This window comes from Paenibacillus sp. AGC31, from assembly GCF_057334655.1.
On the sequence record NZ_JBHFJH010000050.1, the window covers coordinates 186,995 to 213,172 of the forward strand.

The 26,178-nt window shown below is 46.5% G+C and carries 28 protein-coding genes; 22 read left to right on the top strand and 6 right to left on the bottom strand.

Features of this window, described 5'->3' with window-relative positions:
• Positions 1 to 320: 320 nt before the first annotated feature.
• Positions 321 to 989, bottom strand: coding sequence for a hypothetical protein (locus ACE04G_RS30800; RefSeq protein WP_449005403.1), 669 nt, complete (start codon positions 987 to 989; stop codon positions 321 to 323).
• Positions 990 to 1,282: 293 nt separating this feature from the next.
• On the opposite strand from ACE04G_RS30800, the gene ACE04G_RS30805 reads away from it, so the two are divergent.
• The 5 genes from ACE04G_RS30805 (at position 1,283) to ACE04G_RS30825 (ending at position 8,381) form a co-directional block, all read left to right on the top strand.
• Positions 1,283 to 3,157 (top strand): ABC transporter substrate-binding protein, encoded by a 1,875-nt coding sequence (locus ACE04G_RS30805; RefSeq protein WP_486095491.1) that lies wholly within the window; start codon positions 1,283 to 1,285, stop codon positions 3,155 to 3,157.
• Between the two features lie 187 nt (positions 3,158 to 3,344).
• On the top strand, positions 3,345 to 5,318 hold the full coding sequence (locus ACE04G_RS30810; protein ID WP_449005405.1) for an AraC family transcriptional regulator: 1,974 nt from the start codon (positions 3,345 to 3,347) through the stop codon (positions 5,316 to 5,318).
• 156 nt (positions 5,319 to 5,474) lie between these two features.
• Positions 5,475 to 6,512: an NAD(P)/FAD-dependent oxidoreductase gene (locus ACE04G_RS30815; protein WP_253438770.1), complete on the top strand. Its 1,038-nt coding sequence runs from the start codon at positions 5,475 to 5,477 to the stop codon at positions 6,510 to 6,512.
• 207 nt (positions 6,513 to 6,719) lie between these two features.
• Complete coding sequence (locus tag ACE04G_RS30820) at positions 6,720 to 7,370, top strand: hypothetical protein (protein ID WP_237174561.1); 651 nt, start codon at positions 6,720 to 6,722, stop codon at positions 7,368 to 7,370.
• A 534-nt stretch (positions 7,371 to 7,904) separates the two neighbouring features.
• A complete protein-coding gene (locus tag ACE04G_RS30825) occupies positions 7,905 to 8,381 on the top strand; it encodes a hypothetical protein (RefSeq protein ID WP_017687614.1) in 477 nt (158 codons plus the stop codon).
• Between the two features lie 124 nt (positions 8,382 to 8,505).
• Here ACE04G_RS30825 and ACE04G_RS30830 read toward each other — a convergent pair whose 3' ends face one another.
• A complete protein-coding gene (locus tag ACE04G_RS30830) occupies positions 8,506 to 9,105 on the bottom strand; it encodes a thymidine kinase (protein WP_062835251.1) in 600 nt (199 codons plus the stop codon).
• Between the two features lie 176 nt (positions 9,106 to 9,281).
• On the opposite strand from ACE04G_RS30830, the gene ACE04G_RS30835 reads away from it, so the two are divergent.
• Positions 9,282 to 9,494, top strand: a complete 213-nt coding sequence (locus ACE04G_RS30835; RefSeq protein WP_237174563.1) for a hypothetical protein — start codon at positions 9,282 to 9,284, stop codon at positions 9,492 to 9,494.
• An 8-nt stretch (positions 9,495 to 9,502) separates the two neighbouring features.
• On the opposite strand, the gene ACE04G_RS30840 is transcribed toward ACE04G_RS30835, so the two are convergent.
• Both ACE04G_RS30840 and ACE04G_RS30845 read right to left on the bottom strand, forming a co-directional pair.
• Positions 9,503 to 9,850, bottom strand: a complete 348-nt coding sequence (locus tag ACE04G_RS30840) for a potassium channel family protein (protein ID WP_339177600.1) — start codon at positions 9,848 to 9,850, stop codon at positions 9,503 to 9,505.
• A 63-nt stretch (positions 9,851 to 9,913) separates the two neighbouring features.
• The gene (locus tag ACE04G_RS30845; RefSeq protein ID WP_278294295.1) at positions 9,914 to 10,231 is read right to left on the bottom strand and encodes a DUF2627 domain-containing protein; all 318 of its coding nucleotides are present in this window, start codon (positions 10,229 to 10,231) and stop codon (positions 9,914 to 9,916) included.
• 224 nt (positions 10,232 to 10,455) lie between these two features.
• On the opposite strand from ACE04G_RS30845, the gene lpdA reads away from it, so the two are divergent.
• The 5 genes from lpdA to lipB all read left to right on the top strand — a co-directional run bounded on the left by lpdA (position 10,456) and on the right by lipB (position 16,354).
• A complete protein-coding gene (gene lpdA / locus ACE04G_RS30850; protein WP_449005406.1) occupies positions 10,456 to 11,880 on the top strand; it encodes a dihydrolipoyl dehydrogenase in 1,425 nt (474 codons plus the stop codon).
• Positions 11,881 to 12,019: 139 nt separating this feature from the next.
• Positions 12,020 to 13,048 (top strand): thiamine pyrophosphate-dependent dehydrogenase E1 component subunit alpha, encoded by a 1,029-nt coding sequence (locus ACE04G_RS30855; protein ID WP_017687620.1) that lies wholly within the window; start codon positions 12,020 to 12,022, stop codon positions 13,046 to 13,048.
• Positions 13,049 to 13,050: 2 nt separating this feature from the next.
• Positions 13,051 to 14,037 (top strand): alpha-ketoacid dehydrogenase subunit beta, encoded by a 987-nt coding sequence (locus ACE04G_RS30860; protein ID WP_017687621.1) that lies wholly within the window; start codon positions 13,051 to 13,053, stop codon positions 14,035 to 14,037.
• 46 nt (positions 14,038 to 14,083) lie between these two features.
• Entirely contained in the window at positions 14,084 to 15,535 is a 1,452-nt protein-coding gene (locus ACE04G_RS30865) for a dihydrolipoamide acetyltransferase family protein (RefSeq protein ID WP_449005407.1), read from the top strand.
• 111 nt (positions 15,536 to 15,646) lie between these two features.
• Positions 15,647 to 16,354, top strand: coding sequence for a lipoyl(octanoyl) transferase LipB (gene lipB, locus ACE04G_RS30870; protein ID WP_036607873.1), 708 nt, complete (start codon positions 15,647 to 15,649; stop codon positions 16,352 to 16,354).
• A gap of 26 nt (positions 16,355 to 16,380) precedes the next feature.
• Here lipB and prli42 read toward each other — a convergent pair whose 3' ends face one another.
• Entirely contained in the window at positions 16,381 to 16,482 is a 102-nt protein-coding gene (prli42, locus tag ACE04G_RS30875; RefSeq protein WP_017687624.1) for a stressosome-associated protein Prli42, read from the bottom strand.
• A 266-nt stretch (positions 16,483 to 16,748) separates the two neighbouring features.
• On the opposite strand from prli42, the gene ACE04G_RS30880 reads away from it, so the two are divergent.
• Entirely contained in the window at positions 16,749 to 17,882 is a 1,134-nt protein-coding gene (locus ACE04G_RS30880) for a tripeptidase T (RefSeq protein WP_449005408.1), read from the top strand.
• Positions 17,883 to 18,043: 161 nt separating this feature from the next.
• Here ACE04G_RS30880 and ACE04G_RS30885 read toward each other — a convergent pair whose 3' ends face one another.
• Positions 18,044 to 18,178 (bottom strand): Z-ring formation inhibitor MciZ, encoded by a 135-nt coding sequence (locus ACE04G_RS30885; protein WP_091028853.1) that lies wholly within the window; start codon positions 18,176 to 18,178, stop codon positions 18,044 to 18,046.
• Positions 18,179 to 18,300: 122 nt separating this feature from the next.
• On the opposite strand from ACE04G_RS30885, the gene ACE04G_RS30890 reads away from it, so the two are divergent.
• The 10 genes from ACE04G_RS30890 to spoIIAB all read left to right on the top strand — a co-directional run bounded on the left by ACE04G_RS30890 (position 18,301) and on the right by spoIIAB (position 26,177).
• Positions 18,301 to 18,894 carry an NUDIX domain-containing protein gene (locus ACE04G_RS30890; RefSeq protein WP_051447058.1) on the top strand — a complete coding sequence of 198 codons (594 nt, stop codon included), beginning with the start codon at positions 18,301 to 18,303 and terminating at the stop codon, positions 18,892 to 18,894.
• 2 nt (positions 18,895 to 18,896) lie between these two features.
• Positions 18,897 to 20,117, top strand: a complete 1,221-nt coding sequence (locus tag ACE04G_RS30895) for an endonuclease Q family protein (RefSeq protein ID WP_449005409.1) — start codon at positions 18,897 to 18,899, stop codon at positions 20,115 to 20,117.
• A 161-nt stretch (positions 20,118 to 20,278) separates the two neighbouring features.
• Positions 20,279 to 20,908, top strand: a complete 630-nt coding sequence (gene spoIIM, locus ACE04G_RS30900; RefSeq protein WP_017687629.1) for a stage II sporulation protein M — start codon at positions 20,279 to 20,281, stop codon at positions 20,906 to 20,908.
• Positions 20,909 to 21,015: 107 nt separating this feature from the next.
• Positions 21,016 to 21,483 carry a ferric iron uptake transcriptional regulator gene (fur, locus tag ACE04G_RS30905; protein ID WP_036607866.1) on the top strand — a complete coding sequence of 156 codons (468 nt, stop codon included), beginning with the start codon at positions 21,016 to 21,018 and terminating at the stop codon, positions 21,481 to 21,483.
• Between the two features lie 158 nt (positions 21,484 to 21,641).
• Positions 21,642 to 21,884, top strand: a complete 243-nt coding sequence (locus tag ACE04G_RS30910) for a DUF4227 family protein (protein ID WP_076215836.1) — start codon at positions 21,642 to 21,644, stop codon at positions 21,882 to 21,884.
• Positions 21,885 to 21,959: 75 nt separating this feature from the next.
• Positions 21,960 to 22,850, top strand: a complete 891-nt coding sequence (locus tag ACE04G_RS30915; protein WP_339304835.1) for a tyrosine recombinase — start codon at positions 21,960 to 21,962, stop codon at positions 22,848 to 22,850.
• 129 nt (positions 22,851 to 22,979) lie between these two features.
• Positions 22,980 to 23,804 (top strand): purine-nucleoside phosphorylase, encoded by an 825-nt coding sequence (locus ACE04G_RS30920; protein WP_091018093.1) that lies wholly within the window; start codon positions 22,980 to 22,982, stop codon positions 23,802 to 23,804.
• Positions 23,805 to 24,051: 247 nt separating this feature from the next.
• Positions 24,052 to 25,227, top strand: a complete 1,176-nt coding sequence (locus ACE04G_RS30925; protein WP_445252477.1) for a D-alanyl-D-alanine carboxypeptidase family protein — start codon at positions 24,052 to 24,054, stop codon at positions 25,225 to 25,227.
• A gap of 144 nt (positions 25,228 to 25,371) precedes the next feature.
• Positions 25,372 to 25,725, top strand: a complete 354-nt coding sequence (gene spoIIAA, locus ACE04G_RS30930) for an anti-sigma F factor antagonist (protein ID WP_017687636.1) — start codon at positions 25,372 to 25,374, stop codon at positions 25,723 to 25,725.
• Entirely contained in the window at positions 25,722 to 26,177 is a 456-nt protein-coding gene (gene spoIIAB, locus ACE04G_RS30935; RefSeq protein ID WP_036672324.1) for an anti-sigma F factor, read from the top strand. Before spoIIAA ends, spoIIAB begins: the two co-directional genes overlap by 4 nt.
• Position 26,178 lies beyond the last annotated feature (1 nt).

Genomic DNA, 26,178 nt, shown 5'->3' on the forward strand with positions numbered 1-26,178 from the left:
AGCTGAGGCTTCGCCTCTATACCCATCACGTTAAAATACAGAAAAACCGCTATTTATCAGGAGTTAGTCACCTGTAATAGCGGTTTATCTATTATGTGATGCGAGTCGATTGTTTTGTTGCGAAAACACGTCAACCTCATTATGTATACATATAAGTATGTTTGAACAAAGGGTACTCAGATTCGAATATCGACGGATGGATATGAAGCAGCAGGAGATGCAGAAGCCGTAGTTTGTGGACCATTTCCTGATTCCTGATCTGTGGTTCCGCCATCTGATGGGTGCTCCTTACTTCCCGTTTTCTTTCCTTCATTTACTTCCTAATTTTCTTCTCCAGATGTTGCAGAGATAGGTGGTTGTACTCCCTTTTTAGGTGCGGGCTGATGGATATCTTCCACCAGTTCCCCAATCTTCTGATTGACCTTATTTAACTGGGAGTTGATGTCCTGAACAACCTCTCGCTTTGCCTGAAAGACGGTGCGTTCTGAATTTTCCAGCATCATTGATTTGCCAAGATCGAGATCATTTGCGGGAGGATTGATCTCCAGAACAAGTCGGTCGAAGCGGGTTTCTCCTTCGGTGGTCTGAATGGAGCCCTGCATGCGATCCCGCAAACCGACCAACTTACCCAATTGATCATAAGTCTGACTATGCTTGATCAGGTGATCGAGTGAAGGGGCTTGTGCCTCGTCGGTTGGTTTGGGTTGTTGCTGTTGAGTCTTTTCGGGCTGTCTTAATTTGTTCTTTTCTTGCAATTCTTCAGCTTTAATTTGGGCAATCTGGCTGTCGATCTGGGATATGGAGCTTGTTAAGGATTTAATTCGCTGAGCTTTGGTTTTGGTATCCAACTCGTCATTGGTTTTTACACCTTGCATTTCTTCATTGAGCCGGATCTTCTGCTGCATGAGTCCCTGAATTTCTTTATCCCGATTGGAGACTTGATTCCCGGGAGTGAAACTGCTTTTGGTCGCAGATGAGATTGAATTCATATCCTCTGTTCTCCTTCTACTCTTTATCATGGTTCTATTTACATATATCGGATGTTAAGAGAAGGATTTGAATAGCTCTTCTTTCGTCTGAATGGATTCATTTACCTCGGTTGTATTGCGTACTTCATCATAATAATTGATAATGGTTATCAATAAGAGAGTAGAGTACAGACACAATTTATGTAGACGGAGATGGGATTAGCAAAATGTGGAATGATTATTATATCCTCTGGAACTATGCTGCGGTGAGTATAACAGATATCCGTTACATGGAATTAGAGGCATATGAAAAGATGAAATACAAATTTCCGACAAGTACCTTTGTACTCACCATTCAGGGTGATGCTGGAGTGACGATTGACAATCAAACATATGACGTGAGTCGCTTTTATGTTCTCCATGGGGGAAAAGGGAGTAAGTTGGTGATTCAAGCAGGTGAATCCGGATTACGCTTATATTACTTGATGTACAAAGCAAACCTGCCTAGTGGAGGAAGAAACGATCTGGGAAGGTTAATGGAGCGTATCAATCCGTTTCAAATGAACTATGGCTTTACCCCCGATATGCCAACCATTCTATATGAGCAATTGAAACAGATGCACTTTTTGTGGGATCAAAAGAACCCTATTCAGCACTTTCAGGCCAAGAGTTTGTTCTATGCATTTGTGGAGCAGATCTCATCACAGATTCCTCGTATATCCAATCGCTATCCAAGTATGATGGATCAGGTCAGCAAAGTCATTGAAATTGTAGAGTCCTCTTACACCCAGCCACTTACACTTCATGTTTTGGCAGAAATGATCGGCACCAGCCCAAGAAGTTTGTCACGCAAGTTCAAGCAGTCGACTGGAACCAGTCCTATTGATTATCTGATTCAGTTTCGTTTGTTCAAAGCCAAGGAGATGTTGCTGCAAACGGACGCCACGTTGGATGAGATTGCAGCCGGCATCGGTTATCCTGACGGATATTATGTGGGACGTATGTTCAAGAAACATACAGGTCTTTCTCCTTTGCAATTTAAAGAGAAGACCTCAGCACCCCTATATTGGCCTGATCTGACATCAGGTGTGGCGCGAAATGACATTTTCAGAGGTGGAAGTGGAAGGTATGTTTATACTGATGGTGATAATCATTATCAATATAAGCATGGAGGGTCAATAAATATGAACAGACAGACAAGAACGGGAATGCTGCTTAGTATTCTATTAAGTTTTACATTACTGCTGAGTGCCTGCTCTACAGGTGTTGCCAGTAATTCGAGCGGGGATGCATCCGGAAGCAAAAGTACGTCAAGTTCCACGAAGACAGTAACAGCGGAGAATCAAAGCAAATCATCGGAACCCCGCACACTCTCAACGGTTAAGGGAGATATTACAATCCCGGCTGAACCTAAGCGGATTGTGGTTGACCTGTATCTGGGAAGTCTGATCGCACTGGGGATCAAACCTGTGGGTACACCCGAGATGAACCTGAAAAATCCTTATTTTATCGAGTCACTTGAGGGTGTGCAAAATATTGGTGAATATGAAACCATCTCTCTCGAAAAGGTGTTGGAACTTGAACCGGATCTCATTGTGACAGGTGATCCTGATTTATTTGATTCCTTTAGCAAAATTGCACCTACCTTGGTTGTACCTTATGGCGAATTGAAAAACACTCACGAAGAAATTGCCTATTTCGGTGAAGTGTTAAATAAAGAAAAAGAATCTGAGGCTTGGTTAACCGATTATGACGCAAGAATTGCAGATGCCAAGAAACGTGTTGGTGAGGCGATTGATCCGCAGGCCGAGGTGTCTGTCATGCAGTTCTATGATAAAGCATCGTTGGCCTTTGGTGATAATTTTGGTCGGGGAGGCCAGGCAGTCTACGGCGCGCTTGGTTTGAATCCTCCTGCAGATAAAAAAGAGATCCTAATGAAGGATCAACTGGTTGAAGTTTCATCGGAAGCGATTCCTGAGTTTGCCGGGGATTACATTATTCTAACAGCAGACAATCTGACCCTGGAAGAGTTGAAATCCAAACCGGTCTGGAGTTCACTGGATGCGGTTAAAAATGATCGTGTGTTTATCTGGAGCCCGGATCGTTCATGGTACTTTGACCCGATTGCAACATTGGATCAAACAGAGGAATTGGCCGCGTGGTTTACGGAGATCTCTGAACCAAAATAAGAGTAACAAGTAATTGTCGAGATGAAATTCAATTCCACTCTAAATTTCAGTTGATAATGAAAATTATTATCATTTATAATAAAGGTATATTAGGAACCTCTGCTACGCATATGTTATCGGATGTGTGGCAGAATGATGACCTTGTAAGGCCTTTGTTCCGGGTGAGGCTGGGATTGGAGAGTATTCAATGCAATTAGATGAACAGATGAAATGCTGGAATCATGCCGCTGTTAAGGTTCTGGATATACGTCGAATCGTTATGGAGGCAGGGGCACAACTAAGTTCCTACACACTTCCGGCAAATGGTTTTATATATACGATTAGAGGATCGGCTGTGCTGCAGTTGGATGGACAAACATACAAGGCAGAGCGGTTCTACATGCTTCATGGGGCCAAAGGATCTTCACTGGATATCCAAACCAACGAAGATTTCGAATATATCCTACTCTATTACAGAGCATTCCTTGCCTTCCCCAGTTATCGTAAAAAGTGGTTATTGGCAAAGCCGGAAGTTGCACCGTTCTCTTTGCAATATGGATTTACGCCAAGTAGTCCGCTGGGGTTGTTACGTTACCTTGATGAGCTTGAGGGTGCATGGATTCAATCTGGCAGTCTGGATTTGCTTCATACAAAAAGTTTATTTTACCAATTCATTCATGAAATGATGGTTCAGTTGGCAGATCAGGAGATCAAAACAGAGTTTGCTGACCCGGTGAAACAAACACTTCGTTATATACAGAAGCACTATAGAGAACAGGTCACGCTTGATTTCCTTGCTGAACAATTCAACTACAGCTCCCGACATTTATCCATGCAATTCAAACGACAGACGGGTTACAGTCCCATTGATTATTTAATTCAGACTCGAATCGCCAAGGCTCGGAATTTGCTTGTACGATCTGATGCAACGCTGAGTGAAATTGCAGCAGAAGTGGGTTATTCGGATGTGTACTATTTTAGTCGTATCTTCAAAAAACATGTGGGGATCTCTCCGATTCAGTATCAACGAAAGATAAGAGAAGAAGCGAGAGCAGAGGATCGTCCATTGGTAATCTCTGAATCGTCCATTGGCCGAAGATGGAAGTCGGGATATATTGATTATGAGAATCATTATCAATATATAGACGGAGGGTCTACACCAATGAAAAGAAGAAAAACAAGTTCCAGTATGATTATGGTTGCATTATTGAGCATAACGATGCTCCTCGCAGCCTGCTCTTCAGGTACAGCGACAACACCAGCAGCTGGCGAAGGAACGGGTGCCAGTTCCAATAACAGCAGCACGGCAGTATCATCAGACACAGGAAGCCAGACGAACAAAGACAATGAAACACGCACGGTCTCGACGGTTAAGGGTGACGTAGTTGTTCCAGCGAATCCAAAACGGGTTGTTGTATTGTATCTCCAGGGGGATGTCGTCGCACTTGGAGTTAAGCCAATCGCTACCTCAGATGTATATGACGGGGCTGCATACAAGAGTGAGCTAGAGGGTGTAAATGCACTGGGTACCTGGTTCGAACCGAATCCTGAAGCTGTCATTGATCTGGATCCGGATCTGATCATTGTTCCTTCAGAAGAGACGTATACGTTATTAAAAGATATTGCACCTACGGTATATATTCCGTATGAGAAATTGACTACAGAAGAGAGACTTCATAATATAGCAAGTATCTTTGGCAAAGAGCAGGAAGCCGAGACGTTAATCACCAATCTCAATAACAAAGTTGAAGAGAGTAAGAAAACTCTTGCAGATGCAGGCATACTGGACAAAACAATCTCCATTGTGGAGGGTGGTTTGAAAGGTATGGTTATTGTAGAGAGCAAACAATTTGGCCGTGGATCTCAGGCGGTATATGAGTACTTGGGAATGAAAGCACCTGAAGTCGTACAGAAAAAAATCGACGTGGTTTCGGACGCGGCAGGCTCCACGATCTCCATGGAAGTCCTTCCTGAATATATCGGAGACTATGTGTTTCGCTCGGTATATGAAGGGGCAGATAATTTGACGGATAATCCAATATGGAGCAGTATCCCTGCCATCAAGGAAGGTCGTCTGATTGAGATTGATTTCGATTTCTTCTATTATTCGGATATCTATTCAATTAATAAACAACTTGATTTTGTCGTTGAAAAGCTGTTGGCGGCTCCAAGAGCGCAATAGTAAAGAGATGTGTTCATAGAATTTTTGTACAAGAAATGTTTGTTTTTTAGCCATTGTATTTTGATAAGATTACCATTACACTAGGATTTAAGTGATAATGAGAATCGATATCAAATACTCGATGTTCTGGATCGAATTAACGGAGGTATTTTTAATATGAATCAGCAGTTGGAACTTTATGATGTAACCATTATCGGCGGTGGCCCTGCGGGCATGTACTCTGCCTTTTATAGCGGCATGCGGGATATGAAGACCAAGTTGATTGAGGCACGTGACAGATTGGGCGGTCGCATGCTCTTTTATCCGGAGAAAATGATCTGGGATGTCGGGGGTGTGACGCCAATTCTGTGTGAAGATCTGATCAAACAATTGGAAGAACAGGCAAGAACTTTTGAGCCAACCCTCGTATTTGAACAACAGATCGAAGGATTCGAGCGTCAACCTGATGGCACAATTCTGTTAACTTCTGCAACAGGTGAGCAACACTGGACACGGACCGTCATTATGGCAATCGGATATGGCATATATAAAATGGCCAAGTTGGAGCTTGAAGGTGCAGACCGTTACGAAGTTAGCAATCTGCACTATACCGTGCAGGAACTGGAGCCATTCCGTGGTAAACGTGTGCTGATCTCAGGTGGAGGCGACTCTGCTGTGGACTGGGCGAATGAACTGGAAGCCCTGGCAGAGCAAGTTACGGTTGTGCATCGTCGTGACCGCTTTGGCGGGTTGGAGCGTAATGTACTGCGTATGAGAGAATCCTCTGTAGATGTTCGTACACCTTACGCGGTAGAGACCTTGCATAGTATGAGTGGTGATGTGATTGAACAGGTGACCATCTCACACGTGGACACAGGTGAAACTGAAATGCTTGAAGTAGATGCTGTCATTGTAAACCACGGCATGAAGAGTGACTTTGGTCCAATCCGGGATTGGGGACTTGATCTTGGCGAATGGCATGTCACTACAACGGAGAGATTGCAAACCAATATTCCTGGTGTTTTTGCCGCAGGTGATTTTGTAGATTATGGTAGCAAACTGTACCTGATTGCGGGTACTTTCACTGATGCAGCCCTAGCGGTAAACAGTGCGAAGCTTTACATGGACCCTGAAGCAGAAAAAGTGGCTTATGTTTCTTCCCATAACAGCCGCTTTAAGGAGAAAAATAAAGCTCTTGGTGTTGTAGAAGAATAAATGTATACATTTGGATACGAGTAAGATGACTTCGGGTTAATCCCGAAGTCATCTTTTTTTGCATAAAATGGGTAATAAGAAGGCATAATTTCAACAGATACAATGGTTGCCGAATTGAATATACACTACCAAATGTCTATAATAAGCCTGAGAAACTGTAGAATAACAACAAGTTATTGATAACTAGTACAGAGTGGAGTGCAGCGTATGAAAAAGGGATCACAGCCACAACGAGGTTTCGCCTTCATCCAGCGGTGGTTCAAACGATCTGATAAAAAAAAGATCAAATGGTCTGAAATATATCTCGCACTTGCTGGTGCCCTTCATCGCTTGTTGGTTGAAGGGCGGCGTGAACGTTCAGCAGCCAAACGGCTTCATCAGGACTTGCCAATTAACGTGTTGGGCGAAATGAAGCTAGAGCCAGGGGATATTGTGTACACGCCAAGCTCGGAATCGACATATTATGCCGGGCATATGGGCATTATCGGTCTCGACGGCAAGGTGTATCATGTGCACCCTTATGGGCCTGTATTTGCTGACTCATTAGAGTGGTATCTCACGCGGTTTTATGAAGGAGATCGTTTCATTGTATTCCGCTCCAGATTGAATGAGGCAGGAATGAAAGCAGCCGGGTGGGTACATGACCATTACAAGCAGGTAAAATTCTACCGTTTGCAGACCAATCTGCGCAGTATTGAGCGTAATTACTGCTCCAAGTTTATATATCAGGCCTATCAGTTCACATCGGGACTGGATCTGTGGAGTCGCAAATTTACCCGAATGAATCAGGGTTATATCTATCCATTTCGAATAGAGCGCTCATCAGAGCTGGACGTTCTGGGAACTTTTTATAAATAAGGCTGGAACCGACTAAAATACTGTTCTTCCGAAAATAAGGAGAGCAGGTTCTGTCGGTTTTTTTTATACGTGTAGAGATTAAAAACAGGAAAAACGCTCAAAACGTCGAATAGATTATGAGATAGGCACGCACAACTTGGAATCGTATACATAAAAAAAGGCGAGATAATTTTTAGCCCACAGCAAAAAAATGACTACGAAGTAGACGAACAAGAAAGAGTGAAGCGAGATGAAATGGCCGGGCTTCTTACAACGATTCCGACCGAACAAAAACGTGGTTAAGCTATCGGACTATATCCCAAAAAAGGAAAGGAGGCACTACTGTTCCATATGCAAGAAAAACGTTAAATCGGTCGTGCATTATGCGGCACCACAGGGAAATGTTTCAGGTGTATGCAGTTCTTGTAAGTCTTTGGCGGATGAACGAGGAATGTTTCCCATTTAATAAGAAGAGATGCGCTCAGGAAATAAGAATTTTTTGATTTATGCGCGTTTTTGTAGTACATTAGCAAATGTATTCGAAGGAGGATTCTAATGTACTCAGGTAGACAAGACGATACTTTATACATCATGACCTACACCTTAAACAGCGGTATCAAGGGTACGGTTCCACTGTCTAATAAGCAGATTATTGAGTGGCTGGATTGCTACAGAAATGAGAAGCGCTTCGTGACCGAAATTGGCAAGGAGTTTTTTGGATTGAATGCAGGATTGGTAGCAGACTTTAAGGTTCAAAATCATTTATCGGATTATCAGCAGACCATTATGCCTACACAGCAGCAGGATAACCTGGAACGCTTGTCCAGTGCTTATAAATCAACCGAGTTATTAATGAAGATTGATTGTAAATGTGGCACGGCTTATGTGACGGAATCCCCATACAAGCGCACAAAATGGTACTGTACAAAGTGTAAAGAGATTGTATTTTTGGATGCCAAAAAAGGAATGGTGGAAACGTCGCGTGGTGACGCTTACTACATGACCAACAAATATTTTGTTTCCCGGGACTAGCGGGAAGTGACCCTGGAAGCATCGCTGCGAAGCGGTGCTTTTTTGTGCGAATGTTTGCTCTATAACAAAAAAAGCCCCAAGGGGCCTTTTTGGAAGATATCTAAGATCTTTTAGCTTTTAGGAATTACGATGAGCATTCAACTTTGTGAGGAGGAATGAAGCAGCAACGACAGCGTGGCTCGTAAGCTTCTGAATCGCCAATCATGACAACCGGACCCAAGGTAACAGGCTCCCCATTGACGATACGTTGCGTAAAGGCTGCATCCGGGCTGCCACATACCGCACAGAAAGCCGAGAGTTTCTCAATGTCATCTGCCATGGCAAGCAAACCGCCGACATATCCAAATTCCTTACCACGGTAATCCATATTAAGTCCGTCCACAATGACATGTTTGCCACAATACGCTAACTCCGAGACAAGTTCCATAATGGCACTGCTGAAAAATTGTACTTCATCAAATGCAACAACATCAGCATCTATGGTTTGGTTCAAGATCATTTCTACGGATTCCGGGGTTAATTGCCGGGGAATGGAATGGGCAGGGAGTCGATAACCAATTCGGCTTACGATCTCGTCCTGGGCAAACCGATCATCCTCGGCTGGTTTGTAGGCCACAACCTTTTTACGGCCAAATTGTATTAATTTCTGACAACGGCGAATGAGTTCACCGGATTTTTCACTGAACATGGGTCCAGTAATTACGGTAATACGTCCTGTTTGCACGGTGCTGCTACTCCTCTCACATACGGGATTCAACAAAAAAAGCGACCTTTACAGAGTACCACAAAATCTTTGGAAAGAGCCAGAACTAATCTGCGCAGCTTTGTGTTACTATATGGATTGTTAAGGTATTGGTTACGGCAGCTAATTAACAGGAGTTGTGAAAAGAGGTGTTTAGTATGAGTGAAGCATTAACATCCCTGCAAGTGCAATATGAAAGTCTGAAAGAACAGGGATCTCTGGATGAAGCGGCGCAGGCATTATTTGCAGAACTGTTCGCAGAAGCGGAGAGACTGCGGGCAAGTAACTTGACCTTGCGTAGAACGATCTTGAAATCTTCTTCCAAAGAATCACGTATGTCTACCAAACTGCGGGATGCTTTATACGAATGACCCGGAGATTACTCCGGGTCCTCTTCTGTCTTTAATTTGCGAGGGAATAGAATACCTGCTGTAATTCTGGCAATCATGGCAAAGGTAAGCCCAATGCCGGCAAACATATAAATCACGGTAAAGGCTTTGCCGAATCCGGTGGATGGCACAAATTCAGGATGTCCCACCGTAGTCAGGGTAACTGCACAGAAGTATAATGCATCGATCCAGTGCAGACCTTCAACACGAGTGTAAAACAAAGTGCCTGACAGCAACGTTGCTGCCGTTAAGGCGAACAAAGCCAGAAACTTGGGGTCTTTGAACGCATGGAAAATGCCTTTGAGCAATCGTTGTAACGTGATTAGAAATGATACCATGATGATCCATCCTGTCTATGTAAAGTAGGCGGTGTGTTGTATAAACACACAAAAAGCCCGGACTCAAGGAGTCCTTCCGGGCGTCTCTGCTTTTTCGGGTACATTTTTGGACCGGAAACGGGGACCTACATAATTACGCTTGCGGTCACGGAACAGGATCCAGCCTCCCAGAAAACTCATACCTGCGGCAAAAAGGACAAGTCCACCGCCAAAGGAAAGCCACTGGAACCCTGGTGAAATCAGTTCGTTCCCGTGTTCGGCATAATATAGGAACAGGGCATCTTTCATCATCAGAAAACCCTTCATTGCCATTAAACCGGGGATGACCAGAACAACAATTGCCAAAAATCGCGCAAAGACCAATCTTGTATTCATGAGCATTATACCCTTTCTGCCAAAGTCGACATTAAATAAAGGTTACGCTTACAGATCATACCTGATTCCATCATAGCTTGGAATGCATAGGCTGTCCATGTGTGATTGCTTCAAACTTTGAGTTGACCGCTCAAGGAGAGTACAATGGCATATAGAGGGTATAAGCCAAACCATGATTCAAGCCATCATAAATTATATTGAAATTTGATTCATAGAGGAGAGCATGAGAGATGCCAATTACATGTGATGTTGCCATTCTTGGAGGAGGGACGGGTGGATATGTAGCCGCGATCCGGGCTGCACAGCTGGGAAAACAGGTCGTTATCATTGAGAAGGACAAGCTTGGCGGTACCTGTCTGCATCGTGGCTGTATTCCGAGTAAAGCTTTGTTGAAAAGTGCCGAAGTATACGCCGAGATCCAGGAGAGCGAGACGTATGGTATCGAGACAGCTGGAGCTACACTTGTATTTCCCAAAGTACAGGCGCGCAAGGATGCAATTGTCGAACAGCTCCATCAGGGCGTTCAGTATTTGATGAAAAAAAATAAAATCCAGGTTCTACACGCGAAAGGTCGCGTCATCGGACCATCCATCTTCTCACCGCAGAGCGGAGCAGTCGCTGTGGAGTTTGAAGATGGCGAGATGGATACGGTTGTTCCGACCAATCTCATTATTGCCACTGGTTCACGTCCTCGTGTGTTGCCGGGCCTGGAACCGGACGGAAAATTCATAATGAGCAGCGACGAAGCCCTGCGTATGGATGAACTTCCTGCATCTCTCATTATTGTCGGTGGGGGTGTGATTGGACTGGAGTGGGCATCCATGCTGAATGACTTTGGCGTAGATATCACAGTCGTAGAAGCAGCTGCTCACGTGTTGCCTGCCGAGGATGAGGATGTTGCCAGAGAAATGCAGCGATTGCTCGGCAAACGAGGTGTTCGTTTCCTGACAGGTGCCACCGTTCTAACCGAAACATATAACGCGGATCAAGAGGGCATCCAGATTGATGTGCAGCTTGGTGAAGATAAGCAGGAAACGCTGAGAGCGGAGAAAATGCTCGTGTCGGTTGGACGTCAGGCTAATGTCGAAAATATCGGACTCGAAAATACAGATATCAAACTGGAGCGTGGGTTCATCGCTGTGAACAAACAGTTACAGACCGGTGAAGGTCACATCTACGCCATTGGTGACTGCATCGGCGGTTTGCAGCTTGCACATGCCGCAAGTCATGAAGGCATTCTCGCTGTTGATCATCTGGCGGGCGAAACGGTACATGCCGTAGAATCCCACCGTATCCCGCGCTGTGTGTACACACGTCCGGAAGCAGCCAGCATCGGATTCACCGAGCGTGAAGCCAAAGAACGTGGCTATGACATTAAAACAGGCAAGTTCCCATTTTCGGCCATTGGCAAATCGCTTATTCACGGAAGTCGGGATGGATTCGTGAAGGTGATCGCAGATGCCAAGACGAATGATATATTGGGGGTACATATGATTGGCACCCATGTAACGGAATTAATCGCTGAGGCTTCTCTGGCTCAGACGCTTGATGCCACACCTTGGGAAGTCGGACAAACCATCCATCCGCACCCTTCTCTGTCGGAAATCATGGGTGAAGCCATGCTGGTGGTCGATGGAAAGGCCATTGGGATGTAAGCCAAACAAGCTTATGAGAAAGGTCCTTTCCTTTTTTGGGTAAAAGGGATTATAATAAGGTTAAGCCAAGTCTTAGTACCAGGTTATAAGATCGGGTAGTAAGTATGGCACAGGCTCTGATTAAAAGGAGGTACCTCATATGAGTTCACAAGGTACTGCAGACGCGGTCCACCGGCATCAACAGCTGGGACTTAGCGATGGTGAAGTATTGGATATGTACAAATACATGCTGCTCGCGCGCAAGTTTGACGAGCGTTGCTTGCTCTTGCAACGGGCTGGCAAAATTAACTTTCACGTATCCGGTGTAGGTCAGGAAGCTGCGCAAGTAGGCGCTGCATTTGGTCTGGATCGGGATCACGATTATTATTTACCTTATTACCGCGATTACGGCTTTGTACTGGCGGTAGGCATGACTCCGCGTGAGTTGATGCTTTCTGCTTTTGCGAAGGCGGAAGATCCGAATAGTGGCGGTCGGCAAATGCCGGGTCACTTCGGTCACAAAAAGCTGCGGATTGTGACGGGTTCCAGCCCGGTTACAACACAGGTTCCGCACGCTGTTGGATTTGCGCTGGCTGCCAAAATGAAGAAGCAAGAATTTGTTTCTTTTGTTACGTTTGGCGAAGGATCAAGCAATCAGGGTGACTTCCACGAGGGCGCCAACTTTGCAGGTGTGCATAAATTGCCTGTCATTATTATGTGTGAGAACAATCAATATGCAATTTCGGTACCGATTCACAAACAGTTGAGCGGCAAAATATCCGATCGAGCACAAGGATACGGGTTCCCCGGACTGCGTGTAGATGGTAACGATGCATTAGAAGTATATGCCGCAGTGAAGGAAGCGCGTCGCCGTGCCATAGCCGGGGAAGGCCCGACACTGATTGAAGCGATGATGTATCGGTTGTCACCTCATTCCACCTCCGACAATGATCTGGCTTACCGGACCAAAGAGGAAGTTGAGGAGAACTGGAAGAAAGATGGCGTTCCTCGGATGAAGAACTACTTGATCGATTGCGGCATCTGGGACGAAGCCCGGGATGCGGATCTGGCTTCCCAGCTTGCGCTGGAAATGAAAGAAGCAACTGAATATGCAGACAACGCGCCATATCCTAAACCTGAGGACACTCTTACGCACGTTTATGCGGACAGCGAAGAAGGGGGACGGTAAGTATGGCAGTGATGGAATATATTGATGCAATCCGTCTCGCGATGAAAGAAGAGATGGAACGGGATGAGAATGTTTTTATCCTTGGTGAAGACGTAGGTCTCAAAGGTGGTGTGTTTACCACAACTAAAGGGCTGCAAGATCAGTTTGGCGAAATGCGAGTGATGGACACACCATTGTCTGAATCCGCTATTGCAGGGGTTGCCATTGGTGCAGCAATGTATGGCATGAAGCCGATTGCCGAGATGCAATATTCGGACTTCATGCTACCGGCAACCAACCAGATCATTAGTGAAGCGGCCAAGATCCGCTATCGTTCCAACAATGACTGGAGCTGTCCGATTGTTATACGCGCGCCGATTGGTGGCGGAATCTTCGGTGGGTTGTATCACTCCCAATGTCCGGAGTCGATATTCTTTGGTACACCTGGTCTGAAAATTATAGCTCCCTACTCGGCATACGATGCTAAGGGACTGCTCAAGGCCGCTATTCGCGACCCGGACCCGGTACTCTTTTTTGAAAATAAAAAATGCTACAAACTTATCAAGGAAGATGTGCCTGAAGATGATTACATCGTTCCGATTGGTAAAGCCAACGTACTTCGTGAGGGTGCGGATATTACGGTGATCGGTTACAGTCAGCCGCTGCATTTTGTCATGCAGGCTGCTGAGGAGCTGGAGCGTGAAGAAGGCATTACTGCACACGTTCTGGATCTTCGCACATTGCAACCGTTGGATCGAGAAGCGATTATTGCTTCCGCTCGTCTGACAGGTAAGGTGCTGATTGTACACGAAGATAACAAAACCGGTGGTGTAGGTGCCGAAGTTGCCGCGATTATTAGTGAGGAATGTCTATTTGAACTGGATGCACCGATTCAGCGTCTCTGCGGACCTGACGTTCCGGCCATGCCAATTAGCCCAACATTGGAGAAATTCTACATGTTGAGCAAGGACAAAGCCAAAGCAGCAATGCGTACACTTGCCGAGTTTTAATTTCGTTTTTGGATCGTTTAAAAGTAAAGTTTGGAGTGATAATCAAATGGCTGAACGTATGAAATGGATCGAGGTCATTATGCCGCAATTGGCGGAATCGCTGGTCTCGGCTACCATAGGCAAATGGTTGAAAAAACCGGGCGACCGTGTGGAACAGTACGAGCCGATCTGTGAAGTAATCACTGATAAAGTTAATGCCGAGATTCCATCCACTGTGGATGGAATTATGGGTGACCTTTTGGTGGAAGAGGGCACAACGATTGCTGTTGGTGAAGCAATCTGCCGCATGCAGGTCGCAGCTTCTGACGAAGAAGCGGCTGAGCAAGTAACACAAGTATCGCAGCAACAGGAGCAAGTGCAGCAACATGTCAGCCACACTCCTGTTGCCGCCTCAAATACAGCAGCACATGACCCCAACCAGCCGATGCGCAATCGGTATTCCCCGGCAGTGCAATCCTTGGCAGCAGAGCATGGCTTGAACTTGCAAAGCATCCAAGGCACTGGGGCCGGTGGTCGTATTACCCGCAAAGATGTGCTGGCATTTGTTGCACAGGGAGGTAACACGGCTGGAACGTCTGCGTCTGCACAAGCATCATCTGCAGCAGTACAGCATACACCTTCTGGTGTGCCGTCTGCTTCTCCATTCAGCGGAGTGAATCGTGGAAATGGAGAAATGGGTTTAACCGCTGGAGAAGCGATCTCAGCGTCCGATGCAGGTGTTCCTGTGAGACATTCAGGCATTCATCTAACCGAAAGTCCGAAAATTCCACAGATCGAAGTAGAGGGTGGCGGCCAGGGAAGATCGGAGTATTTCATCGATGTTACCCCTGTGCGTAATGCCATTGCCCGGAATATGCGTCAAAGCGTATCGGAAATCCCGCATGCATGGACAATGATCGAAGTGGACGTAACAAACCTTGTGATGCTGCGCAATAAACTCAAGGATGAGTTCAAGCGTAAGGAAGGTATCAACCTGACATACCTGTCCTTCATGATGAAGGGAGTCGTTAATGCGATCAAAGACTTCCCAATCATGAACTCGGTATGGGCAGTGGACAAAATTATCGTCAAACGGGACATTAACTTGTCCATGGCAGTAGGAACCGAAGATTCCGTCCTGACACCCGTAATCAAACATGCCGATCAGCGAAATATTGCAGGTCTGGCCCGTGAAGTGGATGAACTGGCTCGCAAAACACGTGAAGGTACGTTGAAGCTGGACCATATGCAAGGGGGTACGTTCACGGTGAACAACACAGGTTCATTTGGTTCGATCCTGTCCCAGCCAATCATTAACTATCCGCAGGCAGCGATTCTTACATTCGAATCGATTGTCAAGAAACCAGTGGTTATTAATGATATGATCGCTGTTCGCTCGATGGCTAACCTGTGTCTGTCGCTGGATCACCGAATCCTGGATGGTGTAATTAGCGGACGTTTCTTGCAACGTGTCAAAGAAAACCTTGAAGGATATACCATGGAGACCAAGGTGTATTAAGTAAATAGTTGTCGGGAAAGTGTATGTGCCGGAGGCCGTGCACTTTTCCTGCTGTCTACGGACAAGTGCTCAATAGTACATTGAACCTGAAGCAGAAGGGTGTGGGGAATCATGAGCAAGCCGCTGGATGTTGCATACATACCAATGCTTGATTATGAAGAGGCTTGGAACCGCCAGAAAGCGATTGTGCAGCGATTGGACGAGGGCGAGGGAGCGGAGCAGATGCTTCTTTTACAGCATCCCCCAACGTATACGATCGGCTCACAGAATCATCCGGAGCATCTACTTCTCAGTCCGGAAGAGTTGCGAGAGCAAGGGATTTCCTTGTTTCAAATTGACCGTGGCGGTGATATTACTTATCATGGCCCGGGCCAGTTGGTAGGTTACCCGTTATTGATTCTTGGTCGGGATGAAGACCTGGATCTGCACGGCTATTTACGGAAACTTGAGCAGGTACTTATGGATTATCTCGCAGACCAGGGCATTGAAGCCGGACGCAAAGAGGGTTACACAGGTGTGTGGATTGGCGATATGAAGATCGCTGCAATTGGAATCAAGTTTAATCGTTGCAAACACCGCCGAGGTTTTGTAACCAGTCACGGGTTTGCTTTTAACATCAGCTCAGGCATTCAACATGCAGGTTTTCAGGGGATTGTTCCTTGTGGGATAGAGCAGTATGGTGTTACCTCACTGGAGGATATAACGGGTAAGTCCTATGCAGTGGAGCAGGTAGCGCAGGAAATTGTTCCGTACTTTAATCGTATTTTTCCATATCAGATTAATTGGGTCACGGAAAAAGAAGCCCTTCAACGTCTGTAAACAGATCGTCGAAAGACTTTAGGTTGCTATCCGAACAGCAACGGTTCGAGAGCTATGAAAAGGGTGGACCCGATCATGGCGATCAGCATGAGATAGATGATGATTTTGAACCATTTCTTTTTTTGCATGATGAGAGAACTCCTTTCAACATAAAGTGTATGTTCAAAAAGACTGGTTTTCAGTACCAAGAAGATGGGATGAAGCTAGAAATGGAGTAGCGGAGCGTAGGGAAAACTACGTGAGCAACGGACATTTCGGCTGAATTCCATATTCGATGCTGATGATGCCGCCAGGCATCCTTCGTAATCAAAAGTAGACTTTTTGAACAACCTCATAAAATAAACAAGCCATAGTAATTGTATTGTACCGTATCTACGAGAGGGAGGAAAGTCCTATGATTAAACAACAACGTGTTATCGATCAGTTCATGGAACTGGTGCAGATTGATAGTGAAACGAAAAATGAACAGAACATCTCGAAGGTGTTAAAAGAACAGTTTACAGATCTCGGTCTTCATGTCTATGAGGATGATACCATGGAGCAAACCGGACATGGCGCCGGAAACCTCGTCATTACCTGGGAAGCGGAAGGAACTGAAGGGGTTGCACCGATCTTTTTCACATGTCATATGGACACCGTGACGCCGGGACAGGGAATCAAGCCTGAACTGGGTGAAGATGGCTGGATCCGCAGTGATGGAACAACGATACTGGGAGCAGATGACAAAGCAGGGATTGCGGCATTGTTCGAAGCGATTCGTGTGATCCAGGAAAACAACATTCCGCATGGCAAAATTCAATTTGTCATTACGGTCGGCGAAGAGTCTGGCTTGGTGGGCGCACGTGCGATGAATCCAAAGGATATCGATGCCGAGTTCGGTTATGCGCTGGATTCTAATGGAGCTGTAGGTACGATCTGTGTTGCTGCACCAGCGAGAGCTGAAATTCAAATGAGCATCTATGGTAAGTCTGCCCATGCGGGTGTGAATCCGGAAGACGGGATCAGCGCCATTCAGGTTGCCGCAAAAGCAATTGCAGCGATGACACTGGGCAGAATTGATGATGAGACAACAGCAAACATTGGCAAATTCCAGGGTGGATCAGCACTCAACGTGGTATGTGACTTTGTACAGCTTGAAGCGGAAGCTCGCAGTATTGTGCAGGAGAAAGTTGAATTGCAGGTTGCACAGATGCGTGACGCGTTGGAAACGACATGTCGCAAATACGGTGCAACAGCTGAATTCAGAAGTGAGATCCTTTACCCTGCATTTGGTTTCCATGATGAACACGAAGTTGTGCAGCTTGCACAGCGTGCCATCCGCAGTATTGGGCTGGAGACAAGTACGTTTGCTTCCGGTGGCGGCAGTGATGCCAATATCTTTAACGGATTCGACATTCCAACAGTGAATCTGGCGGTAGGGTATGAGGATATCCATACAACCAAAGAACGTATTCGTGCCGAAGACATTGTGAAGTTATCCCAAGTGGTCGTGGCTATTATTCAGGAAACGGCAGCTGACAAGAAATAATATAGAGCACATGTTACCTCACATGTTGTTAGACAAAAGTCCGAACCCGGTCTATCTGTATCGGATTCGGACTTTTTGTGAATTCATGTTATATTTCAAGGGAGAAGACTCGTTAATTTAAGGTCAAATTGAATCAATGGATGAAGGGATCGATGCCCCATTCATTTGCGTCCAGCGAGCAGATCGACTAATTTGGCATCCGGGCCCCACTCGCGCAACCATTGCTTGAGTATGAGCTGCACTTGCCGGGCTTGTCCTACCACGTGTACGGATTGAGGCGTCATATAACTGTTCATCGAAAGTCCCCCTGATTCGTTTATATTTGCTGTGAGAATTCTATACGCTCACCATATGCCCAAAATCAGAGATATATACATTAGCCGAATATATAATCCTACGATATGGAGTTGAAGAACCAATGAAACCAAACCAATCTGCCCAATCCATCCACGCAGCGCAACCTGCCAATCCAAAGCTGGATGAAGTGACCGTATCCACCAAGCCGATCTTCGAGGGAAAAGTGATTTCACTTCAGGTCGATACGGTAAAACTACCAAACGGACAAACGGCTACACGTGAGATTATCCGGCATCCTGGTGCTGTAGCTGTACTTGCGCTAAACGGGGATCGCATGCTTGTTGTGGATCAGTATCGTCAGGCAATGGGACGCACCGAAGTGGAGATTCCTGCGGGGAAACTGGACCCGGGAGAAGAGCCGGAGGTGGCCGCAGCACGTGAATTGCGAGAAGAGACGGGATATGTGGCCAAGTCGTTGCGTCATTTGCGTTCGTTCTACACGTCACCGGGGTTCGCAGATGAGATCATTCATCTTTACATCGCTGAAGAGTTGGAAGCAGGGGACATGGCGCTGGACGAAGATGAATTCCTTGAAGTTGCCGAAATAACTCTGGAGGAAGCCTACGCTCTCATGGATGAGAATCGGATTAGTGATGCCAAAACGATGATGGCTGTATACGCGTGGGACCTCTACAGAACGACAGGACGGTTCTAGGCATGCAAGACCAACTGGAAATGTCCACGACGTGGGAGCCCTGTTATACAGACCTGCATATTCACATCGGACGAACCTCTCGCGGTGAGGCCGTGAAAATCAGTGGCAGTCGCGATCTGACATTTGAGAATATTGCTCGGGAAGCATCGGATCGCAAAGGAATTCATTTGCTTGGTGTTATTGATTGTCATTCTCCGGTTGTACAGTTGGATATCGAGCAATTGCTGGAGAGTGGTACCATGTCCGAGATTGAGGGCGGCGGCATTGCCTATCAGGACACCACCATTCTGCTGGGTACAGAGATTGAGCTGCGCGAGCCTGGAATGCGTGAGTTCCATATGCTGGCGTACTTCCGTGATCTGAAAACGATGAAGTCCTTCACGGACTGGATGAAACGTTATATGAAAAATGTGAATCTCAGTTCTCAGCGGGTGTACGTGCCCGCTCTAGAGATGCAAGCTGAGATTAAGGCACGTGGTGGGCTTATTGTGCCTGCACATGTATTTACACCGCATAAAGGCATCTATGGCAGTACTGCGCCCCGTATGGGCGATGTACTGGATACCCATCTCGTGGATGCTGTCGAGTTGGGGTTAAGCTCTGATTCATCCATGGCCAGTTATATTCGGGAGTTGGATCATGTACCTTTTCTGACCAATTCGGATGCTCATTCACTCGGTAAGATTGGACGGGAGTATAACGAACTGCATGTTGCTTCCCCTTCTTTTGATGAATTCCGCATGGCACTTCAAGGAGAAGCCAGCAGGAAAATTGCGGCCAATTATGGACTGAATCCAAGGCTGGGCAAATACCACCGTACTTACTGTGCCGCATGTGGCAGCATAATGAACGAACAGGAGATGTCAGCAGAGCGTTGTCCGCACTGTGGCAGTCTGAAGCTGGTTCAGGGGGTTCTGGATCGCATTCTGGCAATCTCTGATCGAGAGAGTCCTCATGTTCCTGCAAACAGACCGGCCTACCATTATCAGGTGCCACTGGAGTTCATCCCGGGACTTGGCAAAGCCAAACTGCGCCAGCTACTGGACCATTTTGGTACAGAAATGAACGTACTTCATCGCACGCGTGAGGAAGAGCTTGCTGCGGTTGTTGGACCTGTGCTGGCTGGCCTGATTGTGGCTGCACGGAACGGACAACTGGAGCTGTCCTCCGGAGGTGGCGGCACTTACGGTAAAGTTGCTGTTCAGCAAAGAGCTACGGAGTGACCCGTGTAAAAATTTTGTAGTTCAACTCATATAGCTTTTGCTTTACAGAGGTCCAATCTGGACAAGAAGTCATACAGGTGCATTCCGGTTCATAAGAATGACTATGAGGATGTAACTGAGAATCCTTGCAGCATGATACCGGAAAGGGGACTCGTACCTGTATGCGCTCTTCCTACTTTACATTTAAAGGTCAGACTTCGTTATATGTATTCGTGGCCGTCTTGTTTCTGGTCGGCGTCATTTTTGGCGCGCTCATGGTCAACGCATTGTCTCTTGAGCAACGTCAGGATCTGGAGGGTTATCTCGGCAATTTCTTCATGACCGTGCAGCACAGTGCACAAGTGACTGAGACCGGGGCATATTGGGACATTGCCATGCTTCACCTGAAATGGGTGGGTCTGATCTTTATTCTGGGTTTATCCGTTGTTGGACTGCCCGGTATACTGGTTCTGGATTTTCTAAAAGGTGTGCTCATTGGATTCACGGTAGGGTACCTTGTTGGCCAGTATTCCTGGAAAGGGCTTCTGTTTGCACTGGTGTCCGTGGCACCTCATAATCTATTCGTCATTCCGATCCTGCTGATCTGCAGTGTAGCGGCGATGACGTTTTCGTTATACATCATTCGTAATCGTGTTTTGATGCAGCGAACACCGGGTCGACAAAGGCCTTTTGCTTCATATATAGTGTTAACTTTGGTTATGGCTGCACTGCTGCTCGGCGTGGCGTCTTTTGAAACATGGGTTACACCTGCGATGATGCGTTGGGTCACGCCAATGCTACTACCGGCCTAACGTGTACCGTATAGTGTAAAATGTTGACTTTAATTACGCACTCCCCCTATAATGAAAAGAGTGGGTTAAGTTGCAGTGTGCAGTGATTTCCTAGGGGGAGGGAGAAAATGGAAGCACGGATTGATAAAATTAAGCAGCAACTACAGTCCCAAGGATATAAATTAACGCCCCAGCGGGAAGCCACCTTAAGAGTACTTCTTGAGAATGAAGAAGATCATCTGAGCGCAGAAGATGTATTCATGCTCGTTAAAGAAAAGGCTCCCGAAATCGGTCTGGCAACCGTGTACCGTACCCTCGAACTGCTGAGTGAGCTGCATGTTGTAGAGAAAATCAACTTCGGCGACGGTGTAGCGCGTTATGATCTGCGCGGAGATACATCCAAGCATCACCATCATCACTTAATCTGTGTTCAATGCGGAAGTATGGATGAAATACGTGAAGACTGGCTTGGACCGCTTGAAGAGCGTTTGGAGCGGGAATTCAACTTTTCGGTAGTAGATCACCGACTGGACTTTCATGGAATTTGTTATCGTTGCAAAGCTAAAAATGAACAGAAACCCAAAGATGAAGAATAACATAGCATATCTTCAAGCTCTCACCGGCGGTTTTGACGGGAGAGCTTTTTTGGCACCGGACATGATCTGGAGTTTCCCCCGAATGGCATAAACCTGTGTTAATGGACATACCCTGATTCAAGGACAATACCGGATTCGAATCAGGAGGGGACGCGCCCATGATTATATCAGTGCGGAGAGGGCTCCGTTTTATTCGATTTATCATAGTTTTTGCCGCATTAGTTTATCTGTTCTATCATGTTCTGGATCTTTTTAATGGCTGGATCTCACCTGTGGATCAGTATCAGATGCCAACTGGCAATGCAATCAAAGTATTTCAGGAAACGGATTGGCCGGGTAATGGAGAAGGACGTCCTACGATGGCAGAGCGTCTCCGTTTGTTCTATTGGTACGGGGAGTAGCTTCGAACAGCCAGGGATGCAAATACGGGAGCAGTCTGCCAGAGCGGCAGATCTGTCAGTTGAGGAGCGTTGTACATGAAACAGACGATACACGCCTATGCCTTATACTTGGAAGATGATAAAGGGATGTCGAGCAGCACGCTTGAATCGTATCTCCGAGACGTGGACAAGTTCATTGAATTTGCTGATAAGGAATATGGCATACGCGAAGCCGATCAGGTCAGACGCACACATGTCGTCCTGTTTGCAGGTCAGCTCAAACAGGCAGGACGTGCCAATGCAACCATTGCCCGCAGCATCGTATCTCTGCGCTCCTACTTTCATTTTTTGCTGCGGCGGGGTGATATTATACAGGACCCTACGTTTGATGTGGAAGCTCCCAAGGCGGACAAGACGCCACCACAGGTGTTAAGTATCCAAGAGATCGAACAACTGCTGACAGCGCCTGATATTCGTTCACCGCAGGGTGTGAGAGATCGAGCGATGCTTGAACTGTTATATGCCACAGGCATTCGGGTCTCGGAACTGATTGCCCTTGACATTCGGGATGTACAGCCAGGCATGCGTTTTATACGATGCGGTGGGGCGGGCAAGGAACGTATCCTTCCCATCGGTGCGCCAGCTGCACATTGGGCAAGTGTATATGTGGAGGAATTCCGCAACAAGTTGCTCAAAACCGATTCGGACGAGCAGGCACTTTTCGTGAATGTATCTGGGAGACGTTTAACCCGGCAGGGCTTCTGGAAGCTGCTCAAAAAAGCGGCGGTGGACGCAGGAATCTCGGAAGAAATTACGCCGCATACACTGCGTCATTCCTTTGCGGCACACCTGATTGCCAATGGGGCGGATACACGTGCGGTTCAAGACATGCTGGGTCACGTGGAGCAGCCTGGACAACAATATGGCAATCATGGACGCAAAACCATGAAAGAAATCTATGAAACCCATCATCCGAGGGCAAGATAGATTTTGACGCATGGCATTCACAAATAAATGCGGAACATTGGGCCGATTTAGGATAAAATAAATTGAATACATCCAAACGCCGTTATACATAAGACGGATCGTTTCAACTCAAGGAGGAACATACATCGCATGACAGCATTAAACCAACAAATGATTTCGGAAGCAGCATCTTATATTCAAAGCAAAAGCTCCATCAAGCCGGAAGTCGGTTTGATTTTGGGTTCGGGTCTTGGCGTACTGGCAGAACTGATTGAAGATGGCGTAAGTATTGCTTATCAGGATATTCCTCATTTTCCAGTGTCCACAGTAGAAGGACATGAAGGTGAACTATTGGTTGGAACCATTAAAGGTCGTCCAGTTGTGATGATGAAAGGCCGTTTCCACATGTACGAAGGATATGGTCCGGAATTGACAGCTTTCCCTGTACGGGTTATGAAAGAACTGGGTGTAAGCAGCCTGCTTGTAACCAATGCTGCGGGCGGCGTGAATACGTCGTATGAAGCTGGAGACTTGATGCTGATCTCTGATCACTTAAATCTCACAGGCAAAAATCCACTGATCGGACCAAATGACGCTGCACTGGGCGTGCGTTTCCCGGATCTGTCCGAAGCATATAGCCGCCGTTTGCGTGCGCTGGCGAAGGATACGGCCGCTTCACAAGGTTTTAACGTACGTGAAGGGGTATACGCAGGTATGCTCGGTCCGAACTATGAGACACCAGCAGAGATCAGAATGCTGCGTACATTGGGCGCAGACGCAGTGGGCATGTCCACTGTATCTGAAGTGATCGTGGCACGCCACGCAGGTCTGGAAGTACTCGGTATTTCCTGTATCAGCAACATGGCTGCCGGAATTCTGGACCAGCCGCTGTCACATGATGAGGTGATGGAAACGACGGAACGTGTTCGTGAGTCGTTCCTGGCGCTGGTATTGGCGGTTATTCCACAAATGTAAGCAAGATTTGAGTAGATAGGGTTACCTCTTTAGATGAGAAATCATCGGGGGTAACCTTTTTTTGTTGTGATAAACGTACGGTTACTCATTCGTTGAATGCAGTGCGTTTTTTTGCTTTGACCACATTTTCAATAAAAGTTCGGGAAATCATGCTTTACATGGAATAATTTACTGGAAACGGGCCGACAATGATTAGCAGTACATGCATGGAACATGCAGTAAGCAAGTCATTTGAGGAGGTAACCTTGTGAAGAAAAGAATAATGGCATCGTTCATGACCCTTTGTATTCTGCTGTCCCTTATGGCATCAACAGCATTGGCTGAAGAAAAACCGAAGGCAGCAGGAGGAACTGATCTGGCCCCGTCGGCGCGCTCTGCGATCTTAATGGATGCAGATACGGGAACGGTCATTTATGAGAAAAACAGTCATGATCAACTGCCTCCGGCGAGCATTACAAAAATTATGACAATGCTGCTTACGATCGAAGCGATCGACTCGGGCAAACTGAAGCTGACGGACAAAGTAAGAACGAGCGAATATGCAGCTTCCATGGGCGGTTCGCAGATCTTTCTGGAGCCTGGGGAAGAAATGACGGTCGATGATATGTTAAAAGGGATTGCCATGGCATCAGGCAATGATGCCTCTGTTGCTATGGCCGAGAAGATTGCTGGCTCGGAAGAAGCTTTTGTACAGCTGATGAATGAGCGTGCGAAGGAGCTTGGCATGAAGGATACTCATTTTGCCAACTGTAACGGTCTGCCGGTCGATAATCATTATTCGTCTGCTCATGACATTGCTGTCATGAGCCGTGAACTGCTGAAGCATTCCGGGATTACAAAGTACACTGGTGCATATCAGGATTATCTTCGCAAAGATTCGGAAAAGCCATTTTGGCTAGTGAACACAAACAAGCTGGTTCGTTTTTATCAAGGGGCAGACGGTTTGAAAACAGGTTATACCTCCGAAGCGAAATTCTGCTTGTCTGCAACAGCGTCCAAAGATGGACTGCGTGTCGTTTCCGTGGTACTCGGTGAACCAAATACCAAAACACGGAACAGCGAAGTATCTTCGATGTTTGACTATGCGTTCAGTCAATATACGATGAAGGCGCTCTACAAGGCAGGGGATCTGCTGGGTAGTCTGAAGATCGAAAAAGGTGAAGTTACCGAGTTGCCTCTGAATGCCACGCAAAATTATAGTGTGCTGATGCGCAAAGGAGCCAAATCCAATGACATCCGGCATGAATTGCTGGTTGCCAAAGAATTGAAAGCTCCGATCAAAGCCGGGCAAAGTATTGGTAAACTGGTGGTCTACCAGGGCAATGACGTGATTAAGGAGTTCGACATTCAGGCTCCGCAGGATGTGAATAAGGCTGGCTGGTGGAAGCTGTTCAAGCGGACAACGTCCAACCTGTTTGACTAAACGGCGATTTCTGCGAGTTGCACGTATCCTTCGAACATATTTTGTAGTTAAATAGGGGTTTTCTTCTAGTTTTGTCGGGGGGCAGGAAAAGCCTTCGGAAGCGTAGAAATCCTTGTTCTAAGACAGGGAGGAGAGTGAGCAAACGTGAACTTGCATGTGGAAATGGAACACCATCGCGGGATTCTGATTGTACGATTATCCGGGGAGCTGGATCACCATACAGCTGACATGGTACGGATGCAAATGGATGAAGCTATCCAGCGGAGACAAAGCGAGCATCTGGTACTCAGCCTGAAAGATCTGCAATTTATGGACAGTTCAGGTCTGGGTGTCATTTTGGGAAGATACAAGCTCATTAAGAATAAAGGTGGCAAGATGGTGGTCTGTGACGTCAATTCGCCAGTGTACCGTTTGCTGGAAATGTCGGGTCTGTTCAAGATTATGCCGATATACGAAAATGAGGGAACTGCTCTCTCAGGTCTGGAGGTCGTCTCATGAATGAAGGAACAGGGACAAATTTCATGAATCTGCAATTCGCGGCCAAGTCAGAGAATGAATCGTTTGCACGGGTAACCGTTGCTGCATTTATCTCCCAGCTTGATCCAACGATGGACGAGCTCAGTGACCTGAAGACGGTCATTTCGGAAGCCGTGACCAACAGTATCATCCACGGATACAACAATAACTCCGAGGGTGTTGTGTCCATCCAGGCCGAGATTCGGGAAGACATGATCACCATTATTGTGGAAGACCGCGGTGAAGGAATCGAAGATCTTGAACTGGCCAAGCAGCCGCTATATACGTCCAAACCCGAACTTGAGCGATCGGGCATGGGCTTCACCATTATGGAAAACTTTATGGATGAATTCGAAGTCAGCAGTGAGCCCGGCAGAGGCACCTCCATCAAGATGAAAAAAAGGATTGAATCCAAGAAAGCATTGTATAATTAGG